General features: G+C 62.9%; 19 protein-coding genes. 6 read left to right on the top strand and 13 right to left on the bottom strand.

Translation table 11 applies throughout. The annotated features are described in order from the left end of the window. Positions 1-158: 158 nt before the first annotated feature. From B5D38_RS16275 to B5D38_RS16235, 9 genes are all read right to left on the bottom strand, one after another. Positions 159-1,874, bottom strand: a complete 1,716-nt coding sequence (locus B5D38_RS16275) for a hypothetical protein (RefSeq protein ID WP_131829940.1) — start codon at positions 1,872-1,874, stop codon at positions 159-161. Next, positions 1,778-3,322 (bottom strand): sacsin N-terminal ATP-binding-like domain-containing protein, encoded by a 1,545-nt coding sequence (locus B5D38_RS16270; RefSeq protein WP_078709487.1) that lies wholly within the window; start codon positions 3,320-3,322, stop codon positions 1,778-1,780. The genes B5D38_RS16275 and B5D38_RS16270 overlap by 97 nt, the downstream gene beginning before the upstream one ends. A gap of 13 nt (positions 3,323-3,335) precedes the next feature. Next, positions 3,336-6,053: a DEAD/DEAH box helicase gene (locus B5D38_RS16265; RefSeq protein WP_245319287.1), complete on the bottom strand. Its 2,718-nt coding sequence runs from the start codon at positions 6,051-6,053 to the stop codon at positions 3,336-3,338. Beyond that, positions 6,050-7,780, bottom strand: coding sequence for a site-specific DNA-methyltransferase (locus B5D38_RS16260; RefSeq protein ID WP_078709486.1), 1,731 nt, complete (start codon positions 7,778-7,780; stop codon positions 6,050-6,052). The genes B5D38_RS16265 and B5D38_RS16260 overlap by 4 nt, the downstream gene beginning before the upstream one ends. Continuing rightward, the gene (locus B5D38_RS16255; RefSeq protein WP_078709485.1) at positions 7,777-8,619 is read right to left on the bottom strand and encodes an abortive infection family protein; all 843 of its coding nucleotides are present in this window, start codon (positions 8,617-8,619) and stop codon (positions 7,777-7,779) included. Before B5D38_RS16255 ends, B5D38_RS16260 begins: the two co-directional genes overlap by 4 nt. Then, positions 8,616-11,681, bottom strand: a complete 3,066-nt coding sequence (locus tag B5D38_RS16250; protein WP_245319284.1) for an SNF2-related protein — start codon at positions 11,679-11,681, stop codon at positions 8,616-8,618. Before B5D38_RS16250 ends, B5D38_RS16255 begins: the two co-directional genes overlap by 4 nt. A 109-nt stretch (positions 11,682-11,790) precedes the next feature. Further along, positions 11,791-12,144 carry a DUF2958 domain-containing protein gene (locus tag B5D38_RS16245; RefSeq protein WP_078709507.1) on the bottom strand — a complete coding sequence of 118 codons (354 nt, stop codon included), beginning with the start codon at positions 12,142-12,144 and terminating at the stop codon, positions 11,791-11,793. A 540-nt stretch (positions 12,145-12,684) separates the two neighbouring features. Next, positions 12,685-13,497, bottom strand: coding sequence for an NAD-dependent epimerase/dehydratase family protein (locus B5D38_RS16240; RefSeq protein WP_078709483.1), 813 nt, complete (start codon positions 13,495-13,497; stop codon positions 12,685-12,687). A 219-nt stretch (positions 13,498-13,716) separates the two neighbouring features. Then, on the bottom strand, positions 13,717-14,130 hold the full coding sequence (locus tag B5D38_RS16235; protein ID WP_078709482.1) for a winged helix-turn-helix transcriptional regulator: 414 nt from the start codon (positions 14,128-14,130) through the stop codon (positions 13,717-13,719). Between the two features lie 112 nt (positions 14,131-14,242). Between B5D38_RS16235 and B5D38_RS16230 the strand changes: the two genes are divergently transcribed. Next, positions 14,243-15,256 carry a zinc-binding alcohol dehydrogenase family protein gene (locus B5D38_RS16230; protein ID WP_078709506.1) on the top strand — a complete coding sequence of 338 codons (1,014 nt, stop codon included), beginning with the start codon at positions 14,243-14,245 and terminating at the stop codon, positions 15,254-15,256. Positions 15,257-15,295: 39 nt separating this feature from the next. Here the strand turns inward: B5D38_RS16230 and B5D38_RS16225 are convergent, their stop codons facing one another. The 4 genes from B5D38_RS16225 to B5D38_RS16210 form a co-directional block, all read right to left on the bottom strand. After that, positions 15,296-16,249 (bottom strand): ROK family protein, encoded by a 954-nt coding sequence (locus B5D38_RS16225; protein WP_078709481.1) that lies wholly within the window; start codon positions 16,247-16,249, stop codon positions 15,296-15,298. 20 nt (positions 16,250-16,269) lie between these two features. Beyond that, positions 16,270-17,145 (bottom strand): ABC transporter permease, encoded by an 876-nt coding sequence (locus tag B5D38_RS16220; RefSeq protein WP_078709480.1) that lies wholly within the window; start codon positions 17,143-17,145, stop codon positions 16,270-16,272. 1 nt (position 17,146) lies between these two features. Continuing rightward, the gene (locus B5D38_RS16215) at positions 17,147-18,067 is read right to left on the bottom strand and encodes an ABC transporter permease (protein WP_078709479.1); all 921 of its coding nucleotides are present in this window, start codon (positions 18,065-18,067) and stop codon (positions 17,147-17,149) included. A 74-nt stretch (positions 18,068-18,141) separates the two neighbouring features. Next, positions 18,142-19,686, bottom strand: coding sequence for an ABC transporter substrate-binding protein (locus B5D38_RS16210; protein WP_078709478.1), 1,545 nt, complete (start codon positions 19,684-19,686; stop codon positions 18,142-18,144). A 132-nt stretch (positions 19,687-19,818) separates the two neighbouring features. Here B5D38_RS16210 and B5D38_RS16205 point away from each other — a divergent pair, with 132 nt between their 5' ends. The 5 genes from B5D38_RS16205 (at position 19,819) to B5D38_RS16185 (ending at position 25,257) form a co-directional block, all read left to right on the top strand. Beyond that, complete coding sequence (locus B5D38_RS16205; protein WP_078709477.1) at positions 19,819-20,952, top strand: ROK family transcriptional regulator; 1,134 nt, start codon at positions 19,819-19,821, stop codon at positions 20,950-20,952. Then, positions 20,952-22,412: a M81 family metallopeptidase gene (locus B5D38_RS16200; protein ID WP_078709476.1), complete on the top strand. Its 1,461-nt coding sequence runs from the start codon at positions 20,952-20,954 to the stop codon at positions 22,410-22,412. The genes B5D38_RS16205 and B5D38_RS16200 overlap by 1 nt, the downstream gene beginning before the upstream one ends. An 81-nt stretch (positions 22,413-22,493) precedes the next feature. After that, positions 22,494-23,522 carry an ABC transporter ATP-binding protein gene (locus B5D38_RS16195; protein WP_245319282.1) on the top strand — a complete coding sequence of 343 codons (1,029 nt, stop codon included), beginning with the start codon at positions 22,494-22,496 and terminating at the stop codon, positions 23,520-23,522. Beyond that, positions 23,519-24,523, top strand: a complete 1,005-nt coding sequence (locus B5D38_RS16190; RefSeq protein WP_078709475.1) for an ABC transporter ATP-binding protein — start codon at positions 23,519-23,521, stop codon at positions 24,521-24,523. Before B5D38_RS16195 ends, B5D38_RS16190 begins: the two co-directional genes overlap by 4 nt. Further along, positions 24,520-25,257: a copper homeostasis protein CutC gene (locus B5D38_RS16185; protein WP_078709474.1), complete on the top strand. Its 738-nt coding sequence runs from the start codon at positions 24,520-24,522 to the stop codon at positions 25,255-25,257. The genes B5D38_RS16190 and B5D38_RS16185 overlap by 4 nt, the downstream gene beginning before the upstream one ends.

The following is a 25,257-nucleotide window of genomic DNA, read 5'->3' as shown; positions in this document are numbered from 1 at the left end:
TTGAGCGAGCGACTTCCATTCAGGATTCTCTTACGCCTTAGTCCTGGCTGCGTTGTTCAGCTCACAATCGCACACAGCCCGCCTCAAAGCTGCATGGTCGCGCCTACTTCACGAACGACTGGCCGACGGCCGGTTTTCGGGGACAACCAGATCGACCGTCATTCCATATCCTGATCCTCGGCCTCTGCCGGAAGGTTGGCCTCCGCCGCGAGAACGGCTTTGATGTCTACGATATGAACTGCGCTGAGATAGATTGTCATGTCTCTTTGCGCGAGAATGACCTCAAGCTCATTCCCGGTAAGGCCCTCGACCATATCGCAGATGATTTCTTTGCATCCGTTCGCATGGCGGTACATTGCCGAGTGATTGGGGCAGAGCGCGAGATAGTTCTGGAAGTGACGCTTCCTCAGTCCTGGCAGGAATTCTACTGTTTCGAAGAATTCGCTTCCATCATCCAGTTTAAACGGCAAGGGACCTTTGCATATCTGGCACGTCATATCGCCATCAGCATTGCGATAGTGCTGCCGCAAGTACTGCTCTGCCTCTATTTTCACGTCCTCGCGGCCGATGGATACTGACCGGCCGCGAATCTCACTCTCCTTATCAGGGGCATCGGCCGCCTGTTCAGCAACATTCCGCGCGTGTCGCTGGGGATTAATCAGGTTTCGGTCTGGAATTGCCGCCTTCGCCGCCTTCTCGCGCTCTGCGAAAAACCTTTCCTGCTCCTCCTGAGGCAAGGCAGCAAAGCGCTTCGCGCGCTCCAACGCGCCTGCGTCGGCAAAGCCTGCTTTCTTAGCTATGCTGTCCTTCAACTGTTCCTGGGCTGATCGGCGGTCTGCCTCAGCGCCGAATTGGATTGCCTTCAGACCCGGATTGCCCAAATCGAAAGCGAACCCCTCCGGCAACAATTCGCTCGATGCCTCTGCCGGGCGAACAAACTTGCCATTACCTTGCGGGACCCATCTGGCTGCCCGAAGTTCGTGCACCAGACGCGAGTCGGCATAGTGCGTGCCCCCCGAATAATTGCGCCGGAAGACTGCCTGCAAATAATCGGAGTCCGATGCGAGCGACGTAATCGTCCGCCATACCAAACGCGAAAGTTCAAGCGAGGGTGTCCTCAGGAGTTCTGGAAGATGCGGGATGAAGTAGTCGTTGTCGCGCGATGAGGTATACCGCTCGCCGCCAACCGACCTGAGGTATGCCCATTGGGGATTGTTCCGGCACTCCCCTCTCTTGATCTTTAATTCCACTCTGGCGCCTACCGCCTCGGCAAACGCCCTGACCCGTTTCGTGGGAATGCCGCAATCCTTGTAGCGCGCGTGAAGCGGCGCGCATTCCGCGTCCTCTCCGAATCTGCTGTAGTAAGCGGAGAGATCGGTTTGCTTGTAGGGTTGATCGAGGTAGATGTCCCCCGGTTTGTACCAGCGTGCGTCCTCACCTTGAAAGATGTAATAGGATGCGAACAGCTTGGCCGTTTCCGGCTGCTGCTCTGTAAGAGCGACAAAGCGCTTCAAATCCTCGAGGTACGTCTTGTCATCCGGTATTTCCGCCTCTTCCGTGTAGCGGGCTCGCAGGATGAGTTCGATTTCTTCAGCCTCGCCCAACTCGCGCACGCCGAGGTCGGAAAGAAACCTCTTCGCCTTCTCCTGTTGGGGTTTTGCCCTGCCCGATGTGTAGACGCGCGCATCCACCTTGGAGATGTCGTCCCCATTGTGATCGTTCGCGAAGAAGCACTGCGTGGCTACGCTGAAAGCACCGTCGGATAGGCGCACGATCTTCAGGTTTCTAAGCCTGTGTACGCGGACTGCACGGTCTCGTCGTGCAATAATGCATAGAACTGTTGGAGCCACTCGGGCGGCTTCTGCTTCAGCCACCACATAAAATCCTGGTCCGGCCCGTTCACGACGTAGGGGGCGACTCTGATATAGCGCGTACCGGTGTTCGCTCCTTCGCCTAGCGCCCCGAGAAACTCGTCGATCCCCCATTCCTGAATTTCCAGACCGCTGAGGAAATTATCGATGCGGCTATTTTTCTGCGTTACGCCGATGGCCCATAGGGGCGGGTCGTCTTCGTATTCTACCAGGAACTCAATATCCTCGTTCGACAGGAGGCTCTTCAGGGATGCCTTCGCCTGAATAAGGCGCTTGGCAGCCGCGTGTCCGCGTTCGTGGGTCGGTGTCAAATTGGCAGATTTCATCTCCTCGATGATTGAGCTCCGGATCGGCTGGTAACGGGGCGGTATCTGATCTTCCGGATTCGGCAGGATCGCGAGGAATTCAGGCGTTAGCAGGCCAAGGTCCCTGATCTTGTGAAGCGACTGCGCACAGAGCATTGCGAGCTGCTCGAACAACGGCTCGTTTGCTTTCGTTTCCTTGATGCTAGCCCGACTCAACTCCGGGACAAACGGGCCGTGAAGATGAAACAGCAGGCCGGAGGTTTCCTTCGCAGCGATGAAGAACACGGCAACACGCCCCTGCTTCGCGGGGACGATTCTCATTTGCTCTGATAACGGTTTGCTTCCATCGAACTGGCGAACCCCTGCCAGGAAGTCCAGCGGGAAAGCGACGGCAACACGGTGTGTCCCGAGGCCGGGAACGGCCTGATCGAACTTCAGGAAGTGGGAACTCGATGTGGTTCGGTTTCCGCTTTGCTTGATGATCTCGAAGTGCGACTCCGTGTGCATCCGACGGAACACTTCGCCGGATTCGCTATCGCCGATCCGCCATTTGATCGCTTGAAGGTTCGACAGGAACAAAAGGGTAGTTTCGTCCAGATCATTGAGGCCTGCGGCTATCTCGGCGTAGGCCTCTTTCGGCGGCTTGCCAGGATTATCGAAGGGAAATTCAAAGCGAGTCCGGCTGCCAATCGACGGATCGGGCGCAACCGGCTCAGGAAGTATCAGTTCGACGATCCGAAAGGAGAATTGACCGGAGCGCACAGTTGGCGACTGCGTGTAGACAAACACGGATTTGAATCCGACGCCGAATTTGCCGATCCGATCCTGAGTTTTATCTTTCGTGCTGTTGTGGATGCCTGTGATCGCCGACACATCGGCTTCGGTGAACGTGCGGCGTCCGTCGTGCTCGCAGACAAGACGGTCCCGTGTGAGCGTAAACGTAACCTGCGTCGCGCCTGCATCTTCCGCATTCTGAAGAAGCTCATAAACGAAATGAGCGCGATCCGGGTAAAAATCCTCGAAGATGTCGAGATTGACCTCGCCTTTGTTGGCATCGAGGGCATCGATAAGCTTACGACGCTTCTCGATCAGGTCGTCAAGGAAAGCGCTGCTCTGTGCGGTACGCTGGCTAGTCCCTGTCGTCATCTCCGTGCGTTCCCTAAGACGTAGCAAACTTCGCGGCCAAGCCGTCCAGCGTCGCGCTGCCGGTTATCTGATCGTCGGGGATGAGCAGGTACATCCACGGCTTGGTACCGCCCGCGTGCTGCGTGGCGGTCGTGCACCACTTCGTGGCGGCTGCCGCTTTTGCGCTGACGTCCGCGTCGTCCAGCTCGTTCCTGGCCTTCACTTCGCAGATCAGCATCCTGGTCTTCGTTTCGACCACGAAGTCAGGCTCGTATGATTCACCGGAGCGATAGTCGATGCGAAACTGATTACGGCCCGGCTTGAGCCATTTCTCGACATTGCCATCGCCGTCGATGGTGACGGCAAGCCGCCGCTCGGGGTCCGTGTCGAACTTCTGAAGTGGATAGCAGCATTTCTTGAAGCCCCCGAAGACATGTTTCCGCGTCTCGGATAGCGGCGCAACGGCCTGTTTGAAGTCGCGCACACGCTGCCCTTGCGGGACATTCATCGGCTGCGCTTGAAGCAACATGAAGCCGCGCGTGACGGTGACTTCATAGTCCTCCTCGCCGAGTGGCGTCTCGCGATAATGATTCATCAACTGCGCGAAGATGAAATCGGCGAGCTGGCGTCCATGCCGCAGAAGCACGTTTTCAACTTCGATGTCGTCCGCGAGATACGATCTAATCCGCGCAACCATCTGCCCCGCCAGCTTGTAGAGCAAGGCGGCGTGTTCGTCGTAGTCGATCTCGTTGCGCTCGATCAGGTAACGGACAAGGTAGTCCTCGGGCCGCGCTTCGCGCGGATCGTCCAGCGTGCGGGCAAGATACGTGCGCGCCTGGGTGCGCAAGTCTTCGATGATGATACCGTCCTCAATCGGGCGCATGTTAACCGATTCAAGGTTAGCAAGGTCGAAGTCCTCGAAGGTGAAAGTCACCTGCTTCTTGGGCAGGACCACGATCTGAGGAATTGAAATCGTGCGGTCGGCAACGGTGACGGCGACGGTTTCCACGATCTGATCGATGCGCGGCTGTTCGACAACGCCTTCAAGCGTCCCCTGAATGGGGCGCACAAGGTCGCGCACCTCGTCGGCGATTTGCTGCTGGACGGCCTTCTCCCGCAGCGCCTCTGCGCTGCCGAGCTTGCGCTCGTAGCGCTTGATGACTTCCAGCGTGACCTCGGCGGCCTTGCCTTCCTCCGGCGATTTGAACGCAAAGGCGGGACGCTCCGCCTCGGCAAAACCGGGAATGTCCGGCTGCGCCCCGGTCACGATCATTTCGGCGACGGACGGAGCCGTGACCAGCGTGCTCCCGGTGGCGGAAATATCCCCGCCTTCGCCGATCTCCAGCTTCCTCATCACAATGGAGCCCGGCTCGCGCGCCTTGGCGATGATGTCGTCGAAGCGTTCGTGCGCGATAATGGTGAGGCGATCGACGGCGGCAAACTCGTCATCGCCGCCCCTGGACACCCGCCTGCCGAACGGAAGCCGCAAGCCGCGGCCAAGCGTCTGCTCGGTGAGGATTTCGGAGGCCGACGCCCGCAGCGGCACAATGGTATAGAGATTGGTTACGTCCCAGCCTTCCTTGAGCTTGTTGACGTGAATGACGATCTCGGTGCGGCCATCCTTCTCCAGCGCGACAAGGCGCTGCATAGCGTCTTCGCTTTCTTCGCCCCGCAGGTTGGAGTGAACTTCGGCAACCTTGCCTTTGAAGCGGCCTTTGAAGAACTTCTCCGACTCGACAAATTCCCGCAGCCGCTTGGCCTCAGCCGTATCCGCCGCGACGATCAGAATGAACGGCGTTACCTTCGGTGCGCCAGTTGTGCGGTGGAAGCGATCCAGCTCGACGGCCACATGGTCGTGGTGATGGACGGCATCTTCGAGTTTGATCTGTTCAAGCTCCTGCTCGCCGACCGAGCGCGGATCGAAATCCTTGCGTGTGGCGACTGCGGGCTCCTTGACGAACCCGTCTGCCATGGCTTGGCCGAGCGTGTAATTGTAAATGACGTTGCGAAAGGGAACGGAACGCGAGCCCACGGTCTTCGGCGTCGCCGTCAATTCAAGACCAAGGATCGGCTTCAAGCCGTCGATGGCGTTGGCGCCGGCGCTTGCGCGGTAGCGATGGGACTCGTCCATCAGCAGGACAAGGTCGTCGAGGCGCGCAAGATAGGCGTAATAGCTCTCGCCAATCGTTTCCTGCAGCCGCTTCATGCGCGGTTTGCCGCGCGGACTCTCCTCCTTGTTGATCTTGTCGACGTTAAAGATGTTGATGTGAACATCCGAACCGAACAGGTCGGACGAACGACCACCATCGAACCGGACGCCGATGCCACTTTCGTAATTGTCGCCAGTGACGATCAGCGGCGGGTTGGCCGCAAACTCGGCGATGCCCTTGAAGACGTATTTGGGGCTTTCCGGCGAGAAGTCGGCAATCAGCTTCTCATAGATGGTCTTGTTCGGCGCGAGCACGAAGAAATGGCGGCTCTTGCCGGTGAGATAGAGGTAGGAAATGAATGCGCCCATCAGGCGCGTCTTGCCGACGCCGGTCGCCAACGCGAAGCACAGTGACGGGAAATCATGCTCGAACGCCTCGACACTCGGATAGGTGTCGCGGATCGCAGCGAGCGCGGCCTCGGCATCATAACCCTTCGACAACTCCGCCCGGCTGAGAACGTCGGCGAGGATTTCCAATGAATCGGATTGCGGCTTGCGAAGAGAAAGGCGCTGGCTGATCGTGCGGACGGTACGGTCGATCACTTGCCTGCCTCCTGGCTGAAAAGGTCGTCCTGCGAGACGGCCTTATCGTTTCCGCGCTTCTTGGCAGGTTTGGCCATTGACATCGGCGCAGCATCGTCCGGTTCTTCAGGCTCGGGCGGCGTTTCGGGCAGATTGGCGACGTTGAGGCTGTAATCGTCCTTGCCCCATTCGCACTTGCGTAACACCGTCTGCGGAATCTTGCGGATGGTCAGGTTGGGGAAGGCGTCGGCGTTTGCGTGGAACGCCTTGCAGCACACCAGCAGCGTGCGCTCGTCCCCGACCTCCTCGGCGATGGCGGCAAGCTGCTCATGCGTCAGGCTTTGGGTGGTGACATAGATGAAGTCCGTCTCGGACGAGCGGCCCTGCATCCAGTAGTGGGTTTCGTCGGGCTGATAGACGAAGCCCATGAGCTTGCACACGGCCTGAGCGACCTTGGGCGCGTCATATTCCTTGGAAATGACCCAGTTATCCCAGGCATCTTTTTCCAGCAGCGAGGGTGCGAGGCGGTAATGTCGGAAGCCGCCTCCACCGCCCCATTCTACCGCCTCGGTGATGCCGCCGTGGTCCTCGCCGTCGATCACCTTGCGCAGGCGCGGCACGATGTGGGTTTCGCAATGCTCGCCAAGCTCCACCATGATCCAGCGGCGGCCCATCTTGTGCGCCACCGCCCCGGTGGTGCCTGAGCCTGCGAAGGAATCGAGTACCAGGTCGCCAGGTGACGTGCAGACTTGAAACACCCGCTCGATAAGCGCCTCCGGCTTCGGAGTATCGAACTCATTGCCAGCACCAAATAGGTCCTTTTGGTGAGCCTTAGTTTGGCGAGTTGTTGGAAGATCAGTCCACAAAGTTGGAAATGGGCGCGACGGATTTTCACTCGCATATTCGCGCGTGTAGGGAACCCATTTGGGATCGTCCTCGCTTCCCCGATTTTTCCAAATTAGTGTTCCATCGCGCAGAGCTTCGCTGACGCTCTGCTTCCCCAACGCCCACCGAGCTTCGCGTCCATCGTCATGGATAGGATAGACATCTTTCCCGTCAGGCCCAGGAATCGGAAACCACATTGAGGGGCGATCACTTCTGAGGCTGTTCTTGCCATTTTTCTTGAGAAGACGATCTCTATAATAACGGCCTTCCTCATCTGGTCCGACATACGCATCAAGAAGCGAACCGTCGGGGCGTTGACGAAGAGCAGCGTGCTCGATGGCCTTTGCGTAGGCAAATATAAATTCGTGATCGGGCGTAACTGCAACCTTGTTATCGTTCGGGCTATCGACCTTCTTCCAAATGAAGGTGGCGATGAAATTTTTCCTACCGAATATTTCATCGCAAAGTGCTTTTATATAATGACCCTCATTGTCGTCCGCTTGCACAAAGAAACAGCCGTCTTTTCGTAGCAACCTTTGCAAGATGGAGATTCTATCTCTCATTAGACTGAGATAGATAGAATGCTCGACACCATCGTCGTAGTATCGAAATGCTGATCCCGTATTGTATGGTGGATCAATATATATGCACTTCACCCGGCCCTCGAACTCCTGCTCCAGCGCTTTGAGCGCGAGCAGGTTGTCACCATGGATCAGGATGTTGTCGAAGATGTCGTTGTCGGTGACGTGCGACTTGGCATGGTAGGATTTGTCTCCGTCCTCCAGCAGGATGCGCGGCTCCACGCGCGGGCGTTCTTCCTTGCCGATCCATGTCAATTCCAGCCGTTGTTTCCGCGCGCTCACGACACCCGCCTTTCTTCTCGTTTTTGTTGATATTCGTAGGCCTCCAGCAGGAACTCGCACAGCGTGAAAGCCGCGTTGACGGCAAGCCGCGCATGGTGCGGCGCTGGGTTGTATTTCCGGGCGTGCCGGTCGCTGGCCTTGTTGGCCACCTCAAACAGGCCACCGATCTGGCGTTGCAGCCCCTCCAGGATGGCCTTCAGGTAACTTTCCAAGGAGTCATTCTTCGGCACGAGATGCAGCGGTTCGGCAAGGAGCTTGTAGAGTGCGCGAATGTCGCCCTCATTCTCGTTGAAGGCGGTCCCAATCTTGCGGAGGAGCTGTTTCAGGAACTCCTCAACCAGGGTGTAGGCATTGGCGATGGCCCCCGCCGGATCGCCGTTGGCGATTTTCTGGCGCGCCTTTTCCAAGTGCTCCTGGATGGAGGCTTCGCTGAGTTGCACCAGCGACGGCGTATGGACGACGACGACATTCAGCGCGTCGGAAACGAAGCGTCCGCCTTCGTAGCGGAAGCCGTCCCGCTCCATCCGGCGCAAGAGCGCTCCGATCGTCTCGTCAACGGATTCGGGATTGACGACGCGATCCTGGACTTTGCGAAGTAGCTCGATGACCTCCTCATAGACGACAAGCAGATCCTTCACGTCGGTCGGCGAGGTAAAATCGAGGTTGGCGTAGTAGGCTTCCACCAGGCCGCGCCGCTCGCCGCTGACTATGGGCTGATAGCCCTCGCGCGGGGTAAGGTTGCCCGCATCGAAGGTCATTTCGATTTCGCGGAGGGTGTATCCGACGAGAAGCTCGCGGAACTCGTTGCGCGTGGTCTTGCTGATGAGGTCGCGCGTCATGCCACCTCCCAGCGGATAGTGAATAGGTCCGTCAGGGCCGGTTCGAGTTTCAGGCTTTCCTGAATCTGGTCGAGCATGGCCTCGACCTCGGCGCGGATGGTGGCGCGGCGGTCGAAGAACTCGGCTTTGAGTTTGTCGCGCTTGCCTTCAAGCCCGCTGATGCGGCGCTTCTCGGCCAGCTTTTCGGCCATCGGCAGGCTGGAGCCGCGCATGGCCTTCTTGGCCTCGCGGATTTCGGTTTCGATGGTTTTGATTTCCGTCTCGAAGGCCCGTTCCAAATCCGCTGCGTAGTCGTCGAGCTTCTCGCTTTCGAGGTCGAGCCACTCGGCGTTCTGCTGTTCGGCCTCGTCGAGCAGCGCCTTGCGCCGCTCGGCTTCGGCCGCCTTCAACTGTTCTTCGGGCGCTGCCCCATCCACGGGCTCATTCTTCGCGGGCACATGGAGCAGACGCTCAAAGGTTTCGGTGTGGATGGCGGCGCCGTCATCGGCGACGGCGGAAAGCACCAGATACTCGCGGGTGATCTTGGGCGTTTCGATGTGGAGTTTGCCGACGCGCGCCCATCCGGCCTTGCCGCGCAATTGCTCCACATCGGCCAGCCGTCCGCCCGGATAGGCGGCAAGATCGAAGCGCAGGCAGGAGAGCGCGTCGAAACGGCGTTCTTTGGCGCTGGCGACCAGGTTGGTCGCCAGCGTCCCTTCCAACAGGCGGAAGAATTTCCAACCCTTCTCGTCGGCCAGCGGCCATTCGGTGGTGTAGGTTTCACCGCGATAGTCGAAGCGTCGCTCGTTGTCGGGGTGGAAACGAGCGTCGGGAAGCTCGGCGCGCGCCACGTACAGAAGCTGGCGCTCGAACTCGGAGAGGCGCTGGACGATTTCCTGGTCGCGGGCTTTCAGACGGTCGATGACCCGCTCGTCCATATGCTCCAGAAGCCGCCGCCGCGCGTCGAGCACCTGCTCGTTAATCTGCGCTTGAAGCTCGTCCTGGAGCTGGTCGAAGGCCGTGTTGATCTGCGCCTCGTCGCGGGCGCCTTGCACGATCTCGAAGATGCGCCGCTCGATGTCCACTCCGCGCTCGATCACGCCCAGCACTTCGTCGCTCGCGCCGAAGACTCCCTTGAACAGGTTGAACTTCTCGTCGAGAAGCTGATGCACCCGCCGTTCGGCGTGGTTTTTCAGGTTGAGGAAATTGACGACGGTGACGTCGATTTTCTGGCCGTAGCGGTGGCAGCGGCCAATGCGCTGCTCCACCCGCTGCGGGTTCCACGGCAGGTCGAAATTGATGAGCAGCGAGCAGAATTGTAGGTTGATGCCTTCTGCGCCGGATTCGGTGGCAATCAGGATGCTCTTGCCGTCTTTGAAGGCTTCGACGATGGCGGCTTTCATGTCGGCGGTTTTCGAGCCGGATACGGCGTCGGAGCCTTTATGGCGCGCCAGCCAGTCCTGATAGATCGCCTTGCTGGCGGGATCGTTGTTCTGGCCATTGAGCAGGGCGACGTCGTTGTCGTAGCCGTTGGCGGCGAGAAGCTCGGCGAGATACCCTTGTGTACGCACCGACTCGGTGAAGATCACCGCCTTGCGCTGACCGCCCTTGGCGGCGATTTCATCAAGGACTTTCGGCAACGCCTTGACCAGTTCCAGGCCCTTGGCGTTCTGACCGATGGCGAGCGCGAGCGTGCGGTAGCCCTCAAGCTCGGCGATCTCGGCCTCCAGCTTCTTGGGGTCGATAGTCGGCTCGGCATCCGCGTCGTCGCTATCCCCAAGCTCCTCGGCGTCCTCGTCGATCACGTCATAGTCGGCGACGGTTTCAATATCGACGGGTCGCATCTGTTTGAGGCGGTCGATGATCTTGGTGAGGGTTTCGGCGACGGCAAAGGTCGATGAGCCGAGAATTTTCCGCACCACCATCGTCACAAGCTGGTTGGGCTTGTTTCCGAAGGCGATGGTGTCGGAGCGCTGCAGATAGGCCGACACCCCCACGTAGAGGCGCATTTCATCTGGTGAAGGGTCGAACTGCACGGTAAGCGGGCGGCGCTCGGTGTAGCGGATGAGGCCCGCCTGCTGGACCTGGCGGCGCAGCGTGCGCTTGCAAATCGGCTCCAGCCGTTTGCGCAGAAATACTAGGCCGTTCCGTGCGCCCGGCCCCGCCACATATTGGCTGCGGAACGAGGCCTCATCGCCGAAGTGACGCTCGTCCACGACGGAGACGAGGCCGTAAAGCTCCATGAGGGAGTTTTGCAGCGGCGTGGCCGTCAGCAGCACCTTGAAGGAGGATTTAGTGGCTTCGCGCAGGCGCTTGGCGCGCGTCGAGCCGTCCTTCTTATAGACGTTGCGCAAACGATGCGCCTCGTCGAACACGACCAAATCCCAGCCGCCGCGCGCGATTTCGGAGTCCTTGAGAGCGGCGAACTCGTAGGACGTGATGACGATTTTGTCCTTCTGGTCGAAGGGGCGGGCCACGCCTGCCTTGCGCGCCTCATTGTAGGTCTTGCTCTCCACGATGACGGAAGGCAGCGAGAACTTGTCGTAAAGTTCCTGGCTCCATTGCTTGCGCAGCGAGGCGGGCACGATCAGCAGGATGCGGCGGCGCCGCTCTGCCCAACGCTGGGCGATGACCAGGCTGGCCTCGATGGTCTTGCCGAGTCCGACCTCATCGGCCAGCAGCACCCCCTTGGAGAGCGGCGACGCCAGCGCGAACAGGGCGGCGTCCACCTGGTGCGGGTTCATATCGACGCGAGCGGTGGAAAGCGACTGCGCGAGGGCGTCCTCGCCTGTGCCCTCCAGGGTGAGGCGATGGGCGAAGAATGCCGCCTGTTGCGGCGAGTAGTAAGCTGATGCGAGCGTCGCGCGGCCTAGCGCTTCCGTTTCCGTCTCGAGTTGCGAGCTGTCACTTGCGGCAACTACTCCCTTTTCGATCCATTTTGTGATGGTTGCGCGATCAAAGCGCCACGATCCGCCGACCTTGAATCCAGGAATTTTGGCATCGGCGGCCAGTTTGTAGACCGTTTTCTCGTTGATCTTGAGGAGGTCCGCAACTTCCCGGATTGTTAGAATATTTTCCATCATGCCGGAATGATGCCGTGATTCCATGTCGGCGACAAGAGAAAATTAGAGAAAATTAGAGAAACCGCACGCGAAGGCGCCCCACCCGACGGCGGGGCGCGATGATGAAGGATCAGTCGGTGACGATCCTGCCCGTGTCGCGAGCGCGTTTCGTATAGAGGCTCAGCCGATATTCGGCGGTGAAACACAGGTCGCGTTCGATCGGCAGGCCGAGCTTGCCACGCACGGACTGGATCTCAGACAGGCTGACGTAGCCGAGTTCCGGTTCGCCCAGGCCGAGGTCGCAGAGACCGAACAGGCGGTCGGGGTCGGCGGGATCGGCTTCGGTGATGAGCCAGGTTGCGCCGGCGTCGGGCGTGAAGAGCTTGACGACGGGGCGTGGGTCGATGTCCTCGCCGGCGGCGCTGCGCGCGCCGTTTGCGAGGAGTTGGGCGAGTTGGCTTTCGGTGATGAGCGGTTCGGCCATGATTGCCTCCATTCGGTGTCACCCTCCCATCGAGGGCGAGGAGGCGTCAGGCCGACGCAATCGAGCGGCGCAGTCAGGCCCAACACGGTTTGGTGCGGGCCGGGCTTGACTGCGCCGCGGCGGCGGCCAGCATTCCGATAGTCCTCGTTGGGAAGGACATGAATGGAAGCAAGCTGACCAATGCCGCGACCGGAGATCAGCAAGCCCTGCTTCTTCTAAAAGGAGGGTCTTAGAGGGCTACGGAGTAGACATAGTTCTCATCATCACCCGGTGCGGCGCGCCATTAACATCCTGAAATTGCTGAAACATCAAAGTTGCGAGAGCGGCGACGAAGCTGGAACAGCCTGTTCTCGCGTTTCATGGCAAGTCCATAACATTGTTGACGGCGCGGCTGGCAAGGACTGGCGCCGACGCGTCCGCTGGAAGGCGGCTCCGCCCGGCTCGGCGGGACGCGGTGCGAACGGCTGGCCTGTTGAGTGTCGATTTTCAGGCGCCAGCGTGAACACGAGAAGTTCGCGAACAATCACCGATCATTGACGCTCAATCAGCCCGAAGGGTTTTTCCCGCGTCGCCGCTGAATCCGACATCGCAGGCCCCGCCGCCTTGCGTCACGCGGGCGAGCGGACCGAGGGCGTCGCCGTGCAGAAGCACCTCGTGTGCGTAATCCTCCGCATTCGAGCGCGGCTCGTAACCAAGCCATGCGACATGTGAATTGTCGACCCGCGCGCGCGTGTTGGCCGACACGCCGTACACCACGTAATAATGATGGTCCGGCGCCTGGATGCACCGTTCGAACAGGTGCACGCCGTCCTGATGGCTCAGCCATGTCGACAGCATCCGCGCGTCCGTCGGGCGCGGCTCGAATGAGGCGACGCGAACGCAACCGACCGACATGCCATGCTTGTCCGCGTAAACGCTGGCCAGCGCCTCGCCGCTCACCTTCGATACCCCGTAATAGCCACTCGGGCGCGGTCGCGCCGATTGATCGATCATATCTGCGAGCGGATGAAACCCAACGGCCTGTACCGAACTGGCAAAGACGAAGCGCTTGACGCCTGCACGATGGGCCGCTTCGAGCACCGCATAGTTCAACGCGTAGTTCAGCGGGAAGATGCGCTCCCACGCGGCTTCCTCTGGATAGGCCGCGAGATGCACGACGACGTCGACGCCATCCATGAGCGGCAACACGGCTTCCAAGTCGGTCGCATCGACTTGATGCAATTCCTCGTTGACCGAAGCCAAGCCCAGATCGGCGATGTCGGTCAGCCGCAGGATTCGATCGGGCCGTGCCAATCCTGCCCGTAACACCCTGCCGAGGCGCCCGGCGGCACCGGTGATCAAAACTCGCTGCAAGCACACATTCCTTCAACCGATCGCCTCTGGGGGTCCCGACGCGCCTTCCCGAGGCAGAATGATGAACTCGACCCAGCGAATAAGCTTGACCACAAACGGGCTTCGGGCAAGCGCCCGGTGGCGCATTGGTCATGTCCGGCTTTGGCGGCGTGGTCGCCGGCGAACACGTTCAGCCTGACACGGCGCAAGCGGATTGTGCTTCCGAGGGACTAGCCCGCTTCATGCTGGAGCGTTGCGGCTTGTTGCGGACGCGGCCTCATCCGAACCGTCTCCGGCCACGGCCGGGCGCGGCTTTCCGTAGAGGTTCAAATTGGCGTCGCCCCAGGTCTTCAGGGCCAAAAGGATCGGCTCCATCGAGCGGCCAAGTGGCGAGAGGCTGTATTCCACCTTCGGCGGCACCTGCGCATAGACCTTGCGGTCCACCAATCCATCCTCCTCCAGCTCCCGAAGCTGGTTGGTCAGCGTGCGCGGCGTGACGTTCGGCACCTGCCGCCTGATCTCACCGAAGCGCAGCGTGCCCGACAGAAGGTGAAAGAGAATGACCGATTTCCACTTGCCGTCGATCAGCCCAACAGCCGCCTCCACCGAGCAACCGGGACTGCAATCGAACCGAGAGAACCGGGCCTTGGCCATCACAGTATCCTTTTGGTCACTATAGGCTGATTTTGTGCGTATTGAGCTTCCGGAAGCTAGTGCCATCTTCAGCTCCTATCAACGAACGAACCTGTTGCAGGAGCACAAATCCATGAAGGCCATCGGCTACAAGGCGCCTGGAGAGATCGACCGCGCGGACGCGCTGGAGGATATCGAGCTGCCTCGGCCCTCCCCCACCGGGCGCGATCTTCTCGTTGCGGTGGAGGCGGTCTCGGTGAACCCGGTCGACACGAAAGTGCGCCGCAGCGCCGCGCCGGCGGAAGGCGAGTGGAAAGTTCTGGGCTGGGACGCCGTCGGCCATGTGGTCGAGGCCGGCGAAGGGGTCACCGGCTTCAAGCCTGGCGACGAGGTGTTCTATGCCGGCTCCATCAACCGGCCCGGCAGCAACAGCGAATTCCAGCTCGTCGACGAACGCATCGTCGGACCAAAGCCGACCTCGCTCTCCAAAGCGGAAGCCGCGGCGCTTCCACTGACGGCGCTCACCGCCTGGGAGATGCTCTTTGATCGTCTGGACATCCGCAAGGCCGTGCCAGGCGCGGCAAACGCGATCCTCATCGTCGGCGGCGCGGGCGGTGTCGGCTCCATCGCGATCCAGCTCGTGCGCGCCCTGACGGACCTCACGGTCATCGCGACAGCCTCGCGGCCCGAAACACAGGACTGGGCGCGAGAACTCGGGGCGCACCACGTCGTCGATCACACCAAGCCGCTCGCCAAGGAAGTCGCGGCCCTTGGCATCGGCGCGCCTGCCTTCGCCTTCTCGACCCATGGCACGCACCATCACCTGAAGGACATCGTCGAGCTCATCGCGCCCCAGGGTCGCTTCGGCCTCATCGACGATCCGGACAGCCTGGATGTCATGCCGTTCAAGCGCAAGGCCATCTCGATCCACTGGGAGCTGATGTTCACCCGGCCGGTCTTCCAGACGCCCGACATGGACGAGCAGGGCCGTATCCTGGCCGAGGTGGCCAAGCTTGTCGACGACGGCCGGATTCGGACCACGCTGACGAAGACGCTCAAGCCGATCAACGCGGCCAACCTACGTCAGGCGCACGCGTTTCTGGAAAGCGGCAAGGCCCGGGGCAAGGTTGTGCTCGAAGGCTTCTGAGCCTTCGGCACTCGTCGCGGGGGAAGGCCGGCGCGCGCCTCAGGCCGCCGAATGCCTTAGCCCCAGCAGCGCGGCGCCGCGAAGGCCGGCGTCGGCTCTGTTAAGGGCAGCCACGACGAGCGGCCGGTCGGTGCGCCTCAGGATGCGCTCGCGCACGGCCTTGTCGAGCGCAGAAATCAGCTCGCCGTCGTTGGAAAGCCCGCCGCCGACCGGCACAATGCCGGCGCCTGTCACATTGACCACCAGGGCAAGCGGCTCGGCGACGAGATCGAGATAGGTCTCGATCGTCTCCAGCGCGCGCGGCTCGCCCTCCCGCCATGCAGCGAGAATGGCGCGGCTGTCGCGCGGCGAACCGCCATGCAGCGTCGCGTCGAGCCGTTCCATGCCGCGGGCGCCGCCGACCGTATCGACGCAGCCGATGCGGCCGCAGCCGCATTGGAAGCGCGGGACGAAACGGCCGGAGCGGGCATAGGAGGCGACGATCGGGCCATGGCCCCACTCCCCCGTCAACCCGCCGGCGCCCCGCACCAGGCGCCCCTCCACCACAAGCCCGCCGCCGACGCCCGTGCCGAGGATGGCGCCGAAGACGATGGCATGCCCCCGCCCCGCCCCGCTAAGCGCCTCGGCGACGGCGAAGCAATCGGCATCGTTGGCGATTTCGACCGGACGACCAAGCGCCGCCGAAAGCTCGCTCGCCAGCGGGCGGCCCGTGACGCACGGAATGTTGGCGCTGATCATGGTGCCGTTGTCCGGGTCGACGAGGCCGGCGACGGAGATGGAGAGCGACGCGCGTGGCGGCAGATGATCGCGGTAGTGCCGGGCAACCTCATCGAGAGCAGCGACGAAGGACGCGAAATCCGTCGTCGGCGTCGGAACGCGCCAATGGCCGCTCAAGACGCCCGCGTCGTCCGCCAGCGCGGCGTGGATGAAGGAGCCGCCAATATCGGCGCAAAGGATCGCCGCCGGACGGAGAGGAGCCAGGGATTCGTTCATCGTCGGGACTGTCTGCCGGATCAGGAGCGTGGATCGAGCAGATCGCGCAGCCCATCGCCCAGAATGTTGAAGCCGAGTACCATCACCGTGACCGCAAGCCCAGGGAACAGCGACAAGTACACGTTCACTCCCAGGAAGTTTCGGCCGTCGCTCATCATCGCGCCCCATTCCGGCGTCGGCGGCTGCGCGCCGAGGCCGAGGAAGGAGAGGCTCGCCGCCGCCAGCACCACCGTGCCGGCGGTCAGGGTCGACTGCACGATGATGGGGCCGAGCGAATTGCGCAGAATGTGATCGAACATGACGCGCCAGATGCTGGCGCCGAGCGCCGTCGCCGCCTCGACATATTCCATCTCCTTCAATCCGAGCGACACGTTGCGGCTGAGGCGCGCATAGACGGGAATGGAGAAGATGGCGATCGCCAGCATCATGTTGAACAGGCTCGCGCCCAGCACGCTCACCAGGAGGATGGCGAGGATGATGCCGGGAAAGGCGAAGAGGATGTCCATGATCCACATGATGATCTGGTCCGCGCGCTTGCCCAGCGTCCCGGCGATGAGGCCGAGCGGCACGCCGACGAGGCAGGAGATCCCAACGCTGATGACGACCTCGAGCAGGGAGATTCGGGCGCCGTAGACGACGCGCGAGAAGATGTCCCGGCCGAAATTGTCGGTTCCGAACCAGTGGATCGCCGATGGGGCGGACAGGGTGTTCATCAGGTCCTGCGCGTCCGGCTGGGCGGTCGCGATCATCGGAGCGAAGATAGCGACGATCACGATCAGGCCGACCAGCACGGCGCCGAGGACGAGGTTGGCGCGGCGCAAGAGCCAGCGCATCACGATGGAGGTTCGCGAGCGAGGCGCGTCCATCTCGCTCAATGTTTCTTCGGCGGCCGTCATGTCAGGTCAGCCTTATGCGTGGGTTGATGGCGGCGATCGCCATCTCGGCGAGAAAGTTGACGACGACCACGCTGACAACCGCCAGCAACGTCACGCCCTCGATCATCGGATAATCGCGATAACGCACGGAATCCACCAGCAGGCGGCCGATTCCCGGCCAGTTGAAGACGGATTCGGTGACGACCGCGCCGCCCATGATCGAACCGAAATTGAGACCGACGATCGTGACGATGGGGATGAGCGCGTTGCGCAGGGCGTGCTTGCGGTAGATGGCGAAGGAGCCGAGACCCTTGGCGCGGGCCGTGCGGATGAAATCCTGGCTCAGCACCTCGATCATGGACGAGCGGGTCATGCGGGCAATCAGCGCGGTCGGCAGCGTGCCAAGCGCGATCGTCGGCAGGATGTAGTGTTTCCACGAGCCGGCGCCCAAGAGCGGCAGCCAGTGCAGCTCCACCGCGAAATAGTTCATCGCCATCAGCGCCAGCCAGAAATTGGCCACCGAGGCGCCGGCGATCGCCAGCAGCATCACGATCTGGTCGGGCCAGCGGTTGCGGAACACGGCGGCGGCCATGCCGGCCGGCACGCCGATCAAGATGGCCATGGCGTAGCTCGTGAGGGCGAGCGCGAAGGTATAGGGAAAGCGGTTCGCGATCTCGCTCGCCACCGGGAGGTTGGAGCGGATGGAGATGCCGAAATCGCCCTGGATGGCATGCACCACGAAGCCGAAATACTGCATGAACAGGGGCTGCCCCAAGCCGAGGCGGACGCGCATCGCCTCGACCGCCGCCTCGGGCGCCTCGGGGCCCGCCATCATCCTGGCAGGGTCCCCGGGCAGCATGCGGATCGCCAGGAACACCAAGAGCGACACGCCGAGAACGATCAGTGGCAGCGCCAGCAGCTTTCTGGCGATATAGGTTTTCACCGCCCTCTCCGTGGCAAGGGTGGAAGCAGGGCGGGTCCGGCGCTCTCGCCGGCCCCGCCGGTTTCAGCGGCGCGTCAGTTCGACGACTTGGTCGCGTAGGTGGCGCGGATGTCGCCGCCCGGGATCAGCCAGACGCCATCGACGCCCTTCTTGACGCCGACGAGATCCTTGGTGACGTAGAGCAGCACCATGGGCGCATCGGTGTTCACGATCTTCTGCGCCTGGTCGTAGAGTTCCTTGCGCTTGGCCGGCTCGGCCGTCGAAGCGGCCGTATCGAGCAGATCATCCAGCTCCTTGCTGGAGTAGAAGCCGAGATTGGCCCCGCTCGGCGCCCAGCTCGACGTGTCGTAGAGCGGCCGCAGCTGCTGATCGGGATTGAAGCCGCCGGACGACCAGGAGGCGACGACGGAGCCGAGATTGTCGGCCTTCTTCGCTTCCGGATCGTTGAACGCCGCCTTGGTCCACACGCCGCTTTCGAGCCGACGGATATCGAGCTTCACGCCGATCTTGGCCCACATGCCCTGAAGGGCCTCGGCGATGTTGGCCTCCGGCTCCTGCACGGCGACCGACATGGTGAAGCCGTCGGGAACGCCGGCCTTCTCCAAGAGCGCCTTGGCCTTGTCGATGTCATACGGATAGGGCTGCGGCCCGTCGAGATGATAGGGCGGGATCGGGGCGAGCGGCGAATCGGCGGGCGTGCCGTAGCCGTGGAGCAGAGCCTTGACCAGCGCGTCGCGGTCGGTGGCATAGTTCAGCGCCTGGCGCACCTCGACCTTGTCGAGCGGCTTCTGCTGGACGTTGAGCGCGACCCAGAACACTGCCGAGCCATTGCCCGTGACCAGCTTCAGATCCGGATTGTTCTCGATGCTGGCCGCGAAGACCGGGGGCAGCGGATTGACGATGTCGGCATCGCCCGTCTGCAGCGCCATGTTCATCACCGACTGCTCGGCCGACCAGGTCCATTTGAGCTGGTCGACGCTGGGCTTCTCGCCCCAATAGTCGGGGTTCACCTCCTCGAGCACATGATCCCCCGACGACCACTCGACGAACTTGAACGGCCCGGTGCCGCTGGCCACGCGGTTGAGATCGCCCTTCTCCGCCTCGGACGGCGAAACGATCATCGCCTGAGGCGAAGCCAGAAGATCGAGGAAGGCGGGATAATTGCGCGTCAGCTCGATCTTCAGCGTCTTCGGATCGGCCGCCTCGACGGTCTTGAGCAACGGCCGGAGGCGCCCGGCGCCGGCGAGACCAAGCTTTTCGTCCATCAGGCGGTGAAAGGACTTGGCGGCGGATTCGGCGTTGAAATCCGAGCCGTCGTGGAACTTGACGCCTTCCCTCAAGTCGAAGGTCCAGGTCAGGCCGTCATCGCTCACCGTCCACTTGGTGGCAAGGCCCGGATGGAGCTTCAGGTCCTCCCCGCGCGTGACCAGGCCCTCATACATCGGCATGAGAACGTTTCCGGTGAACGTCGCGCCCTGATCCGCCGGGTCCATGCTGCGGGGCGGCTCGGACTGAAGGATCGTCAGCGTCGTGGCGCCGGCATATCCAGGTACCGCGACAGAGGCGGCGGCAAGGCAAAGCAGCGCAACCCCGCGTAGTGCTTTGACGTGAACTGCCATGGTCTTTCCCTTCTATTCGTTCACTGAAGGAGGAAATCGAGTCGGCTTTGTTCCAATTCACCCACTTGACGGCCCTATTGGTTCACGTGTTGAATTAAGTGTCAAGCGAACGGCCCTGTTGAAAGTTTCAGCATGTTCAATCCCGTCCAGTTGCAGATGCTGCGCCTGATCAGCGAGGCGGGACCGCTCAGCCGGACCGAGCTCGCCGGGCGCACCGGCATGAGCAAGGCGGCCGTCTCGCTTCTGACGCGGGAGCTTCTCGACGGCGGACTTCTGGCAGAGACCGAGACGGTTCGTGGGACGGGCCGCCCCTCCATTCGGCTCGGCCTTTTGGGAAGCTCGGCCCATTTCGTCGGCGTTTCGCTGGTGGAGGCGCCGGTGGTCATGGTGCTGACGGACCTCAACGGCAAGCTTCTCGGGCGTCACGAAATCGACTGGTCCAACGATGCCAGCGAGGTCGGCCGGCTGATCGCCGCTGGACTGCCGGCGCTCACGGCGGGGCGGGCGAATGTGGCGGGGGTTGGCGTGGCGCTGTCCGGCTATGTCGACCCGTCACAGACCCGCTGCCTCAAATCAACGCTTCTCGGCTGGCAGGACGTGCCGGCTGCAAGCCTGATGGAAGCCGAGATCGGGTTGCCGACAGCCATCGAGAACGACGCCAAGGCCGTGGCGCTGGGCGAGCGCCTGTTCGGCGCCATCCGCGACAAGGGCTCCTTCAGCCTGATCTCGGTCGGCGACGGCATCGGCTGTGGCCACATCATCAATGGTCGCCTTTATCGCGGCTCCCATGGCGGCGCCGGCGAGATCGCCCATGCCACGATCGAGCCCGACGGCCTGCCCTGCCGTTGCGGCAAGCGCGGCTGCCTCGACACTGTCGCCTCGCTGATGGCGATCCAGTCGAGTGCGCGCACGGCCGGGCTCCCGGGCGACGTGAAGGCCCTGGAGCAGCTGGCGTCCAACGGCCACGGCGAGGCGATCGCTATTCTCCATCGCGCGGGCGCGGCACTCGGCCTCGCCATCGCGCAGATCATTCAGATCATCGATCCGGAACGGATCATCGTCACCCATCGGCATGGGGCACTCGATGGACTCTACGGCACCGTGACACGGGCGACCATCGAAGCCAACGTTCTGCCGCGGATCGCCGGCGAGATCGACATCCAGTTCCGGCATGTGTCGGCCGATATATGGGCGCGGGGCGCCGCCAGCATCGCCGCCGACAAGTTCCTGTCCAATCCCGTTTTGCATCAAAAGGACGTCGTCTAATGCGCATCGCCGTCGGAGGCATTCACGTCGAATGCAGCACGTACAACCCGGTGCTCATGGAAGAGCGCGACTTCAACGTCGTGCGCGGGGATGAGCTCATCCGCTCGCCGCGTTTCGCCTTCCTCAAGGACTACGAAGCCCAGTTCCTGCCGACGCTGCATGCCCGCGCCGTGCCGGGGGGGCCGGTCAGCCGCGCGACCTACGAAGCCTTCAAGGCCGACTTTCTCGCCCGCCTCGCCGCGCTCGGCCCGCTCGACGGGCTCTATCTGCCGATGCATGGCGCGATGAACGTCGAGGGGATGGAGGACGCTGAGGGCGACTGGATCACGGCGGCGCGCGCCGTGGTCGGCGACGACGTGCCGGTGTCGGCGAGCTACGACCTGCACGGCAATCTCAGCCAGCGCATCATCGACGCGCTCGACATGTATTCGACCTATCGCACAGCGCCGCATATCGACGTTGAAGAGACGATGCGCCGCGCCGTCACCATGCTGGTGGAAAGCATCAGGACGGGCGTCAGGCCGATCCTTCTGTGGGCGCCGGTGCCGGTGGTTTTGCCGGGCGAGCGCACGAGCACGGAGGATCAGCCGGCCAAGGGGCTCTATGCCGCCCTTCCCGCGATCGACGCCCTGCCCGGCATCTGGGACGCCTCGCTGAACGTCGGCTATGTCTGGGCGGACGAACCGCGCGCCACGGCTGCGGCGATCCTTTCCGGCACGGACCGCGACGCTCTCGAAACCCAGGCCAAGGCGCTGGCGCGGTCCTATTGGGGCGCCCGTGACGCCTTCGTCTTCGGGCCGAAGACCGGCAGCATCGAGGAGTGCGTCGGCTGGGCGCTCGCCTCCCCGACGCATCCGGTGATCCTGGCCGATTCCGGCGACAATCCGACAGGCGGCGGCGTCGGTGACCGCGCCGACGTCCTGGCCGAACTCATCGACAAGGGTGCGAGCGACACCATCGTCGTCGGCATCACCGACCGGCCCGCCGCCGAGGCGGCCTATGCGGCGGGGCTTGGCGCGACGGTCTCGCTGACGGTGGGCGGCAGTCTCGATCCCTCGAGCCCGCGCGTTACGGTCGAAGCGACGGTGGTTCATCTGGTGGAGGCGGCCGCACCGGCGGAGCGCGAGGCGGTGGTGCGGTTCGGCGGCATCACGCTGGTGCTGGCGGCGCGGCGCCGCCCCTATCACAACATCGAGGACTTCACCCGCCTGGGCCTCGACCCGAAGGCGGCCGGGATCGTCGTCGTCAAATCCGGCTATCTGTCGCCGGAGCTGGCGCCGATCGCCAATCCCAACCTGATGGCCCTGTCGCCCGGCGTCGTCGACCAGTTCATCGAGCGGCTGCCGCGCCACCGCAAGATGAAGCCGACCTACCCCTTCGACAAGGACTTCGACTTTGCTCCGGAAGTCTTCCTCTCGGCGCGGTCGGCGGCGCGGCTCAAAGGACACGGAAAGGGATGACCCTGCCCCTTGGAACACATGACAACGCGGCAGGGGCCGATGCGCGGCCCTCCGCTCGCTGCGCGATCCAGGAGTAGTACCGTGAGCGTCACCGGCGAACCATCAGAGGCCCCGCCCGTCCTGTCGATCGAAGGGCTCCGCACCCATTTCGAGACCGACCGGGGCAATGTTCGCTCGGTCGATGGGGTGGACCTTTCGATCCGGCGCGGCGAGACGCTGGCGATCGTCGGCGAATCCGGCTCCGGCAAGAGCGTCACCAGCCTGTCGATCATGCGGCTCATCGGGCAACCCGGCCGGATCGCCGGCGGCAGCATGATCTTTGCCGGCGACGGCGGCGCCCTCGATCTCGCCACCGCCACGGAAACCCAGATGCGCCGGCTCTGGGGCAACCAGATCGGCATGATCTTCCAGGAGCCGATGACCTCGCTCAACCCGGTGCAGAGGGCCGGCGACCAGATCGCGGAAGCGATCATGCTGCATCAGAACAAGGGCCGCGCCGCCGCGCGCGAGGCGGCCGTGGCGATGCTCCGCCGGGTCGGCATTCCCGCGCCGGAACGACGCGCGCGGGACTATCCGCATCAGATGTCCGGCGGCATGCGCCAGCGCGTGATGATCGCCATGGCGCTGTGCTGCCGGCCGAAACTTCTGATCGCTGACGAGCCGACCACCGCCCTCGATGTCACCATCCAGGCGCAGATCCTCAAGCTCATGAAGGAGCTTCAGGAGGAGATCGGCATGGCGGTTCTGTTCATCACCCACGATCTCGCGGTGGTGGCGGAGGTCGCGGACAAGGTGGCGGTGATGTATGCTGGACGCATCGTCGAATCCGGCGACGTCGACACGGTCTTCGCCCATCCCCGCCATCCCTACACCAAGGCTCTGCTCGAAAGCGTGCCGCGCCCCGGCCATGGCATGATCGACGAGAAGGGCCGGCGACGCCTCCACGCCATCCAGGGCACGGTGCCCAACCTCCTCAGACTGCCGCCCGGCTGCTCCTTCGCGCCACGCTGCGGCTACGCCATCGAGGCGTGCCGGGCCGGCGTGCCATCGCTCATGCCCACCGATAGCGAGGCTCACCGCGCCCGCTGCATCCGCTGGGAGGTCGTATGACGACGCCGGACAGCCCCACGCCCCGCCCAGCCCCGCTGGTCGAGGTCGCCAATCTCAAGACCTACTTTCCGGTGAACGAAGGCGTCTTGTCGCGCACCGTCGGCCACGTCCACGCCGTCGACGACATTTCCTTTCACATCGGCCATAGCGAGGTCGTCGGCCTCGTCGGCGAATCCGGCTCCGGCAAGACCACGGTCGGCCGCTCGCTCGTACGGCTGAATCGGGCAACGGCCGGCTCCATCCGCTTCGAAGGTCAGGAGCTGACGGGGCTTTCCGACCGGGAGTTCCAGCCCTATCGGCGGAAGATGCAGATTATCTTCCAGGACCCGTTCGCCAGCCTCGACCCGCGCAAGCGGGTGGACGCCATCATCGGCGAGGCGCTGTCGATCCACCGGCTGGGCCGGCGCTCGGAACGGCGCGGGCGCATCGCCGAGCTGCTGCGGCTCGTCGGCCTTCCCGAGGACGCGATGGCGCGGTTCCCGCATGAGTTTTCCGGCGGGCAGCGCCAGCGCATCGGCATCGCCCGGGCGCTGGCGGTCGAGCCGCGCTTTGTCATCGCCGACGAGCCGGTGTCGGCGCTCGACGTCTCCGTCCAGGCGCAGATCGTCAACCTCATCCAGGACCTTCAGTCGGAGCTCGGCCTTTCGCTGCTCTTCATCGCCCACGATCTCGGTGTCATCGAGCATCTGTGCGACCGCACCATCGTCATGTATCTCGGCAGGATCATGGAGGTGGCGCCGACCAAGCGCCTCTATTCGGCGCCGCGCCATCCCTACACCCGAGCCCTGCTTTCGGCCGCGCCCTCTCTCGACCGCAACGCGGCGCATGAGAAACAGGTGCTGGAGGGCGAGGTGCCGAGCCCGATCAATCCGCCCTCGGGATGCGTTTTCCGCACGCGCTGCCCCTACGCCATCAAGGACTGCGCCGAGATCGTGCCGCCGGCGATCGCCGTCGAGCCCGACCATGTCTCGGCCTGCATCCGCACGGAACTCTTCCAATGATCCTCGAAGTTTGCGTCGATTCGGCCGACGGCCTGGCTGCCGCGATCGAGGGGGGTGCCGATCGAGTGGAGCTGTGCTCGGCTCTGGCGCTTGGCGGCTTAACGCCGTCGATGGGGCTGATGCGCCTGGCGGCGCGGGCGCCGATCCCCGTCTATGCCATGATCCGACCGCGCGAGGGCGATTTCGTCTTTGCACCGGCCGAGTTTGAGATGATGATGGACGATATCCGCGCCGCGCGCGAGGCTGGCCTTGCCGGCGTCGTGCTCGGCGCGAGCCTGCCCGACAACCGTCTCGACCGGCCGCTGCTGGCGGCTCTCATGGCCGAGGCACGGGGAATGGGCACGACGCTGCATCGCGCCTTCGACCTGACGCCGGACCCGGCGGCGGCGCTCGAGGAAGCCGTCGAACTCGGCTTCGAGCGCATCCTGACCTCGGGTCAGGCCCCGACGGCGCCGGCCGGGGCAGCGCTGATCGCGCGTCTTCAGCGGCAGGCGGCGAGCCGGATCGCCATCATGGCGGGCAGCGGCATCAAGCTGGAGACCGCCGCCGATCTTGTCGCGAGCACCGGCGTCCACGAGGTCCACGCGTCCTGCTCCCGGCGCCTGCCGGCATCGACGATGCGCGACTTCGGCTTTCAGAGTCCGCAGGCCGCGATGACCGACCCGCTTCTCGTTCGCCGCCTCAAGGCGAGCCTTGCCGAGATATCCAGCGATGCTGGGGCAACGGGGGCCTAG

Source organism: Consotaella salsifontis (assembly GCF_900167365.1).
In the GTDB taxonomy this organism is placed as follows: Bacteria; Pseudomonadota; Alphaproteobacteria; order Rhizobiales; family Rhizobiaceae; genus Consotaella; species Consotaella salsifontis.
This window is presented reverse-complemented; position numbering and strand designations above follow the sequence as displayed.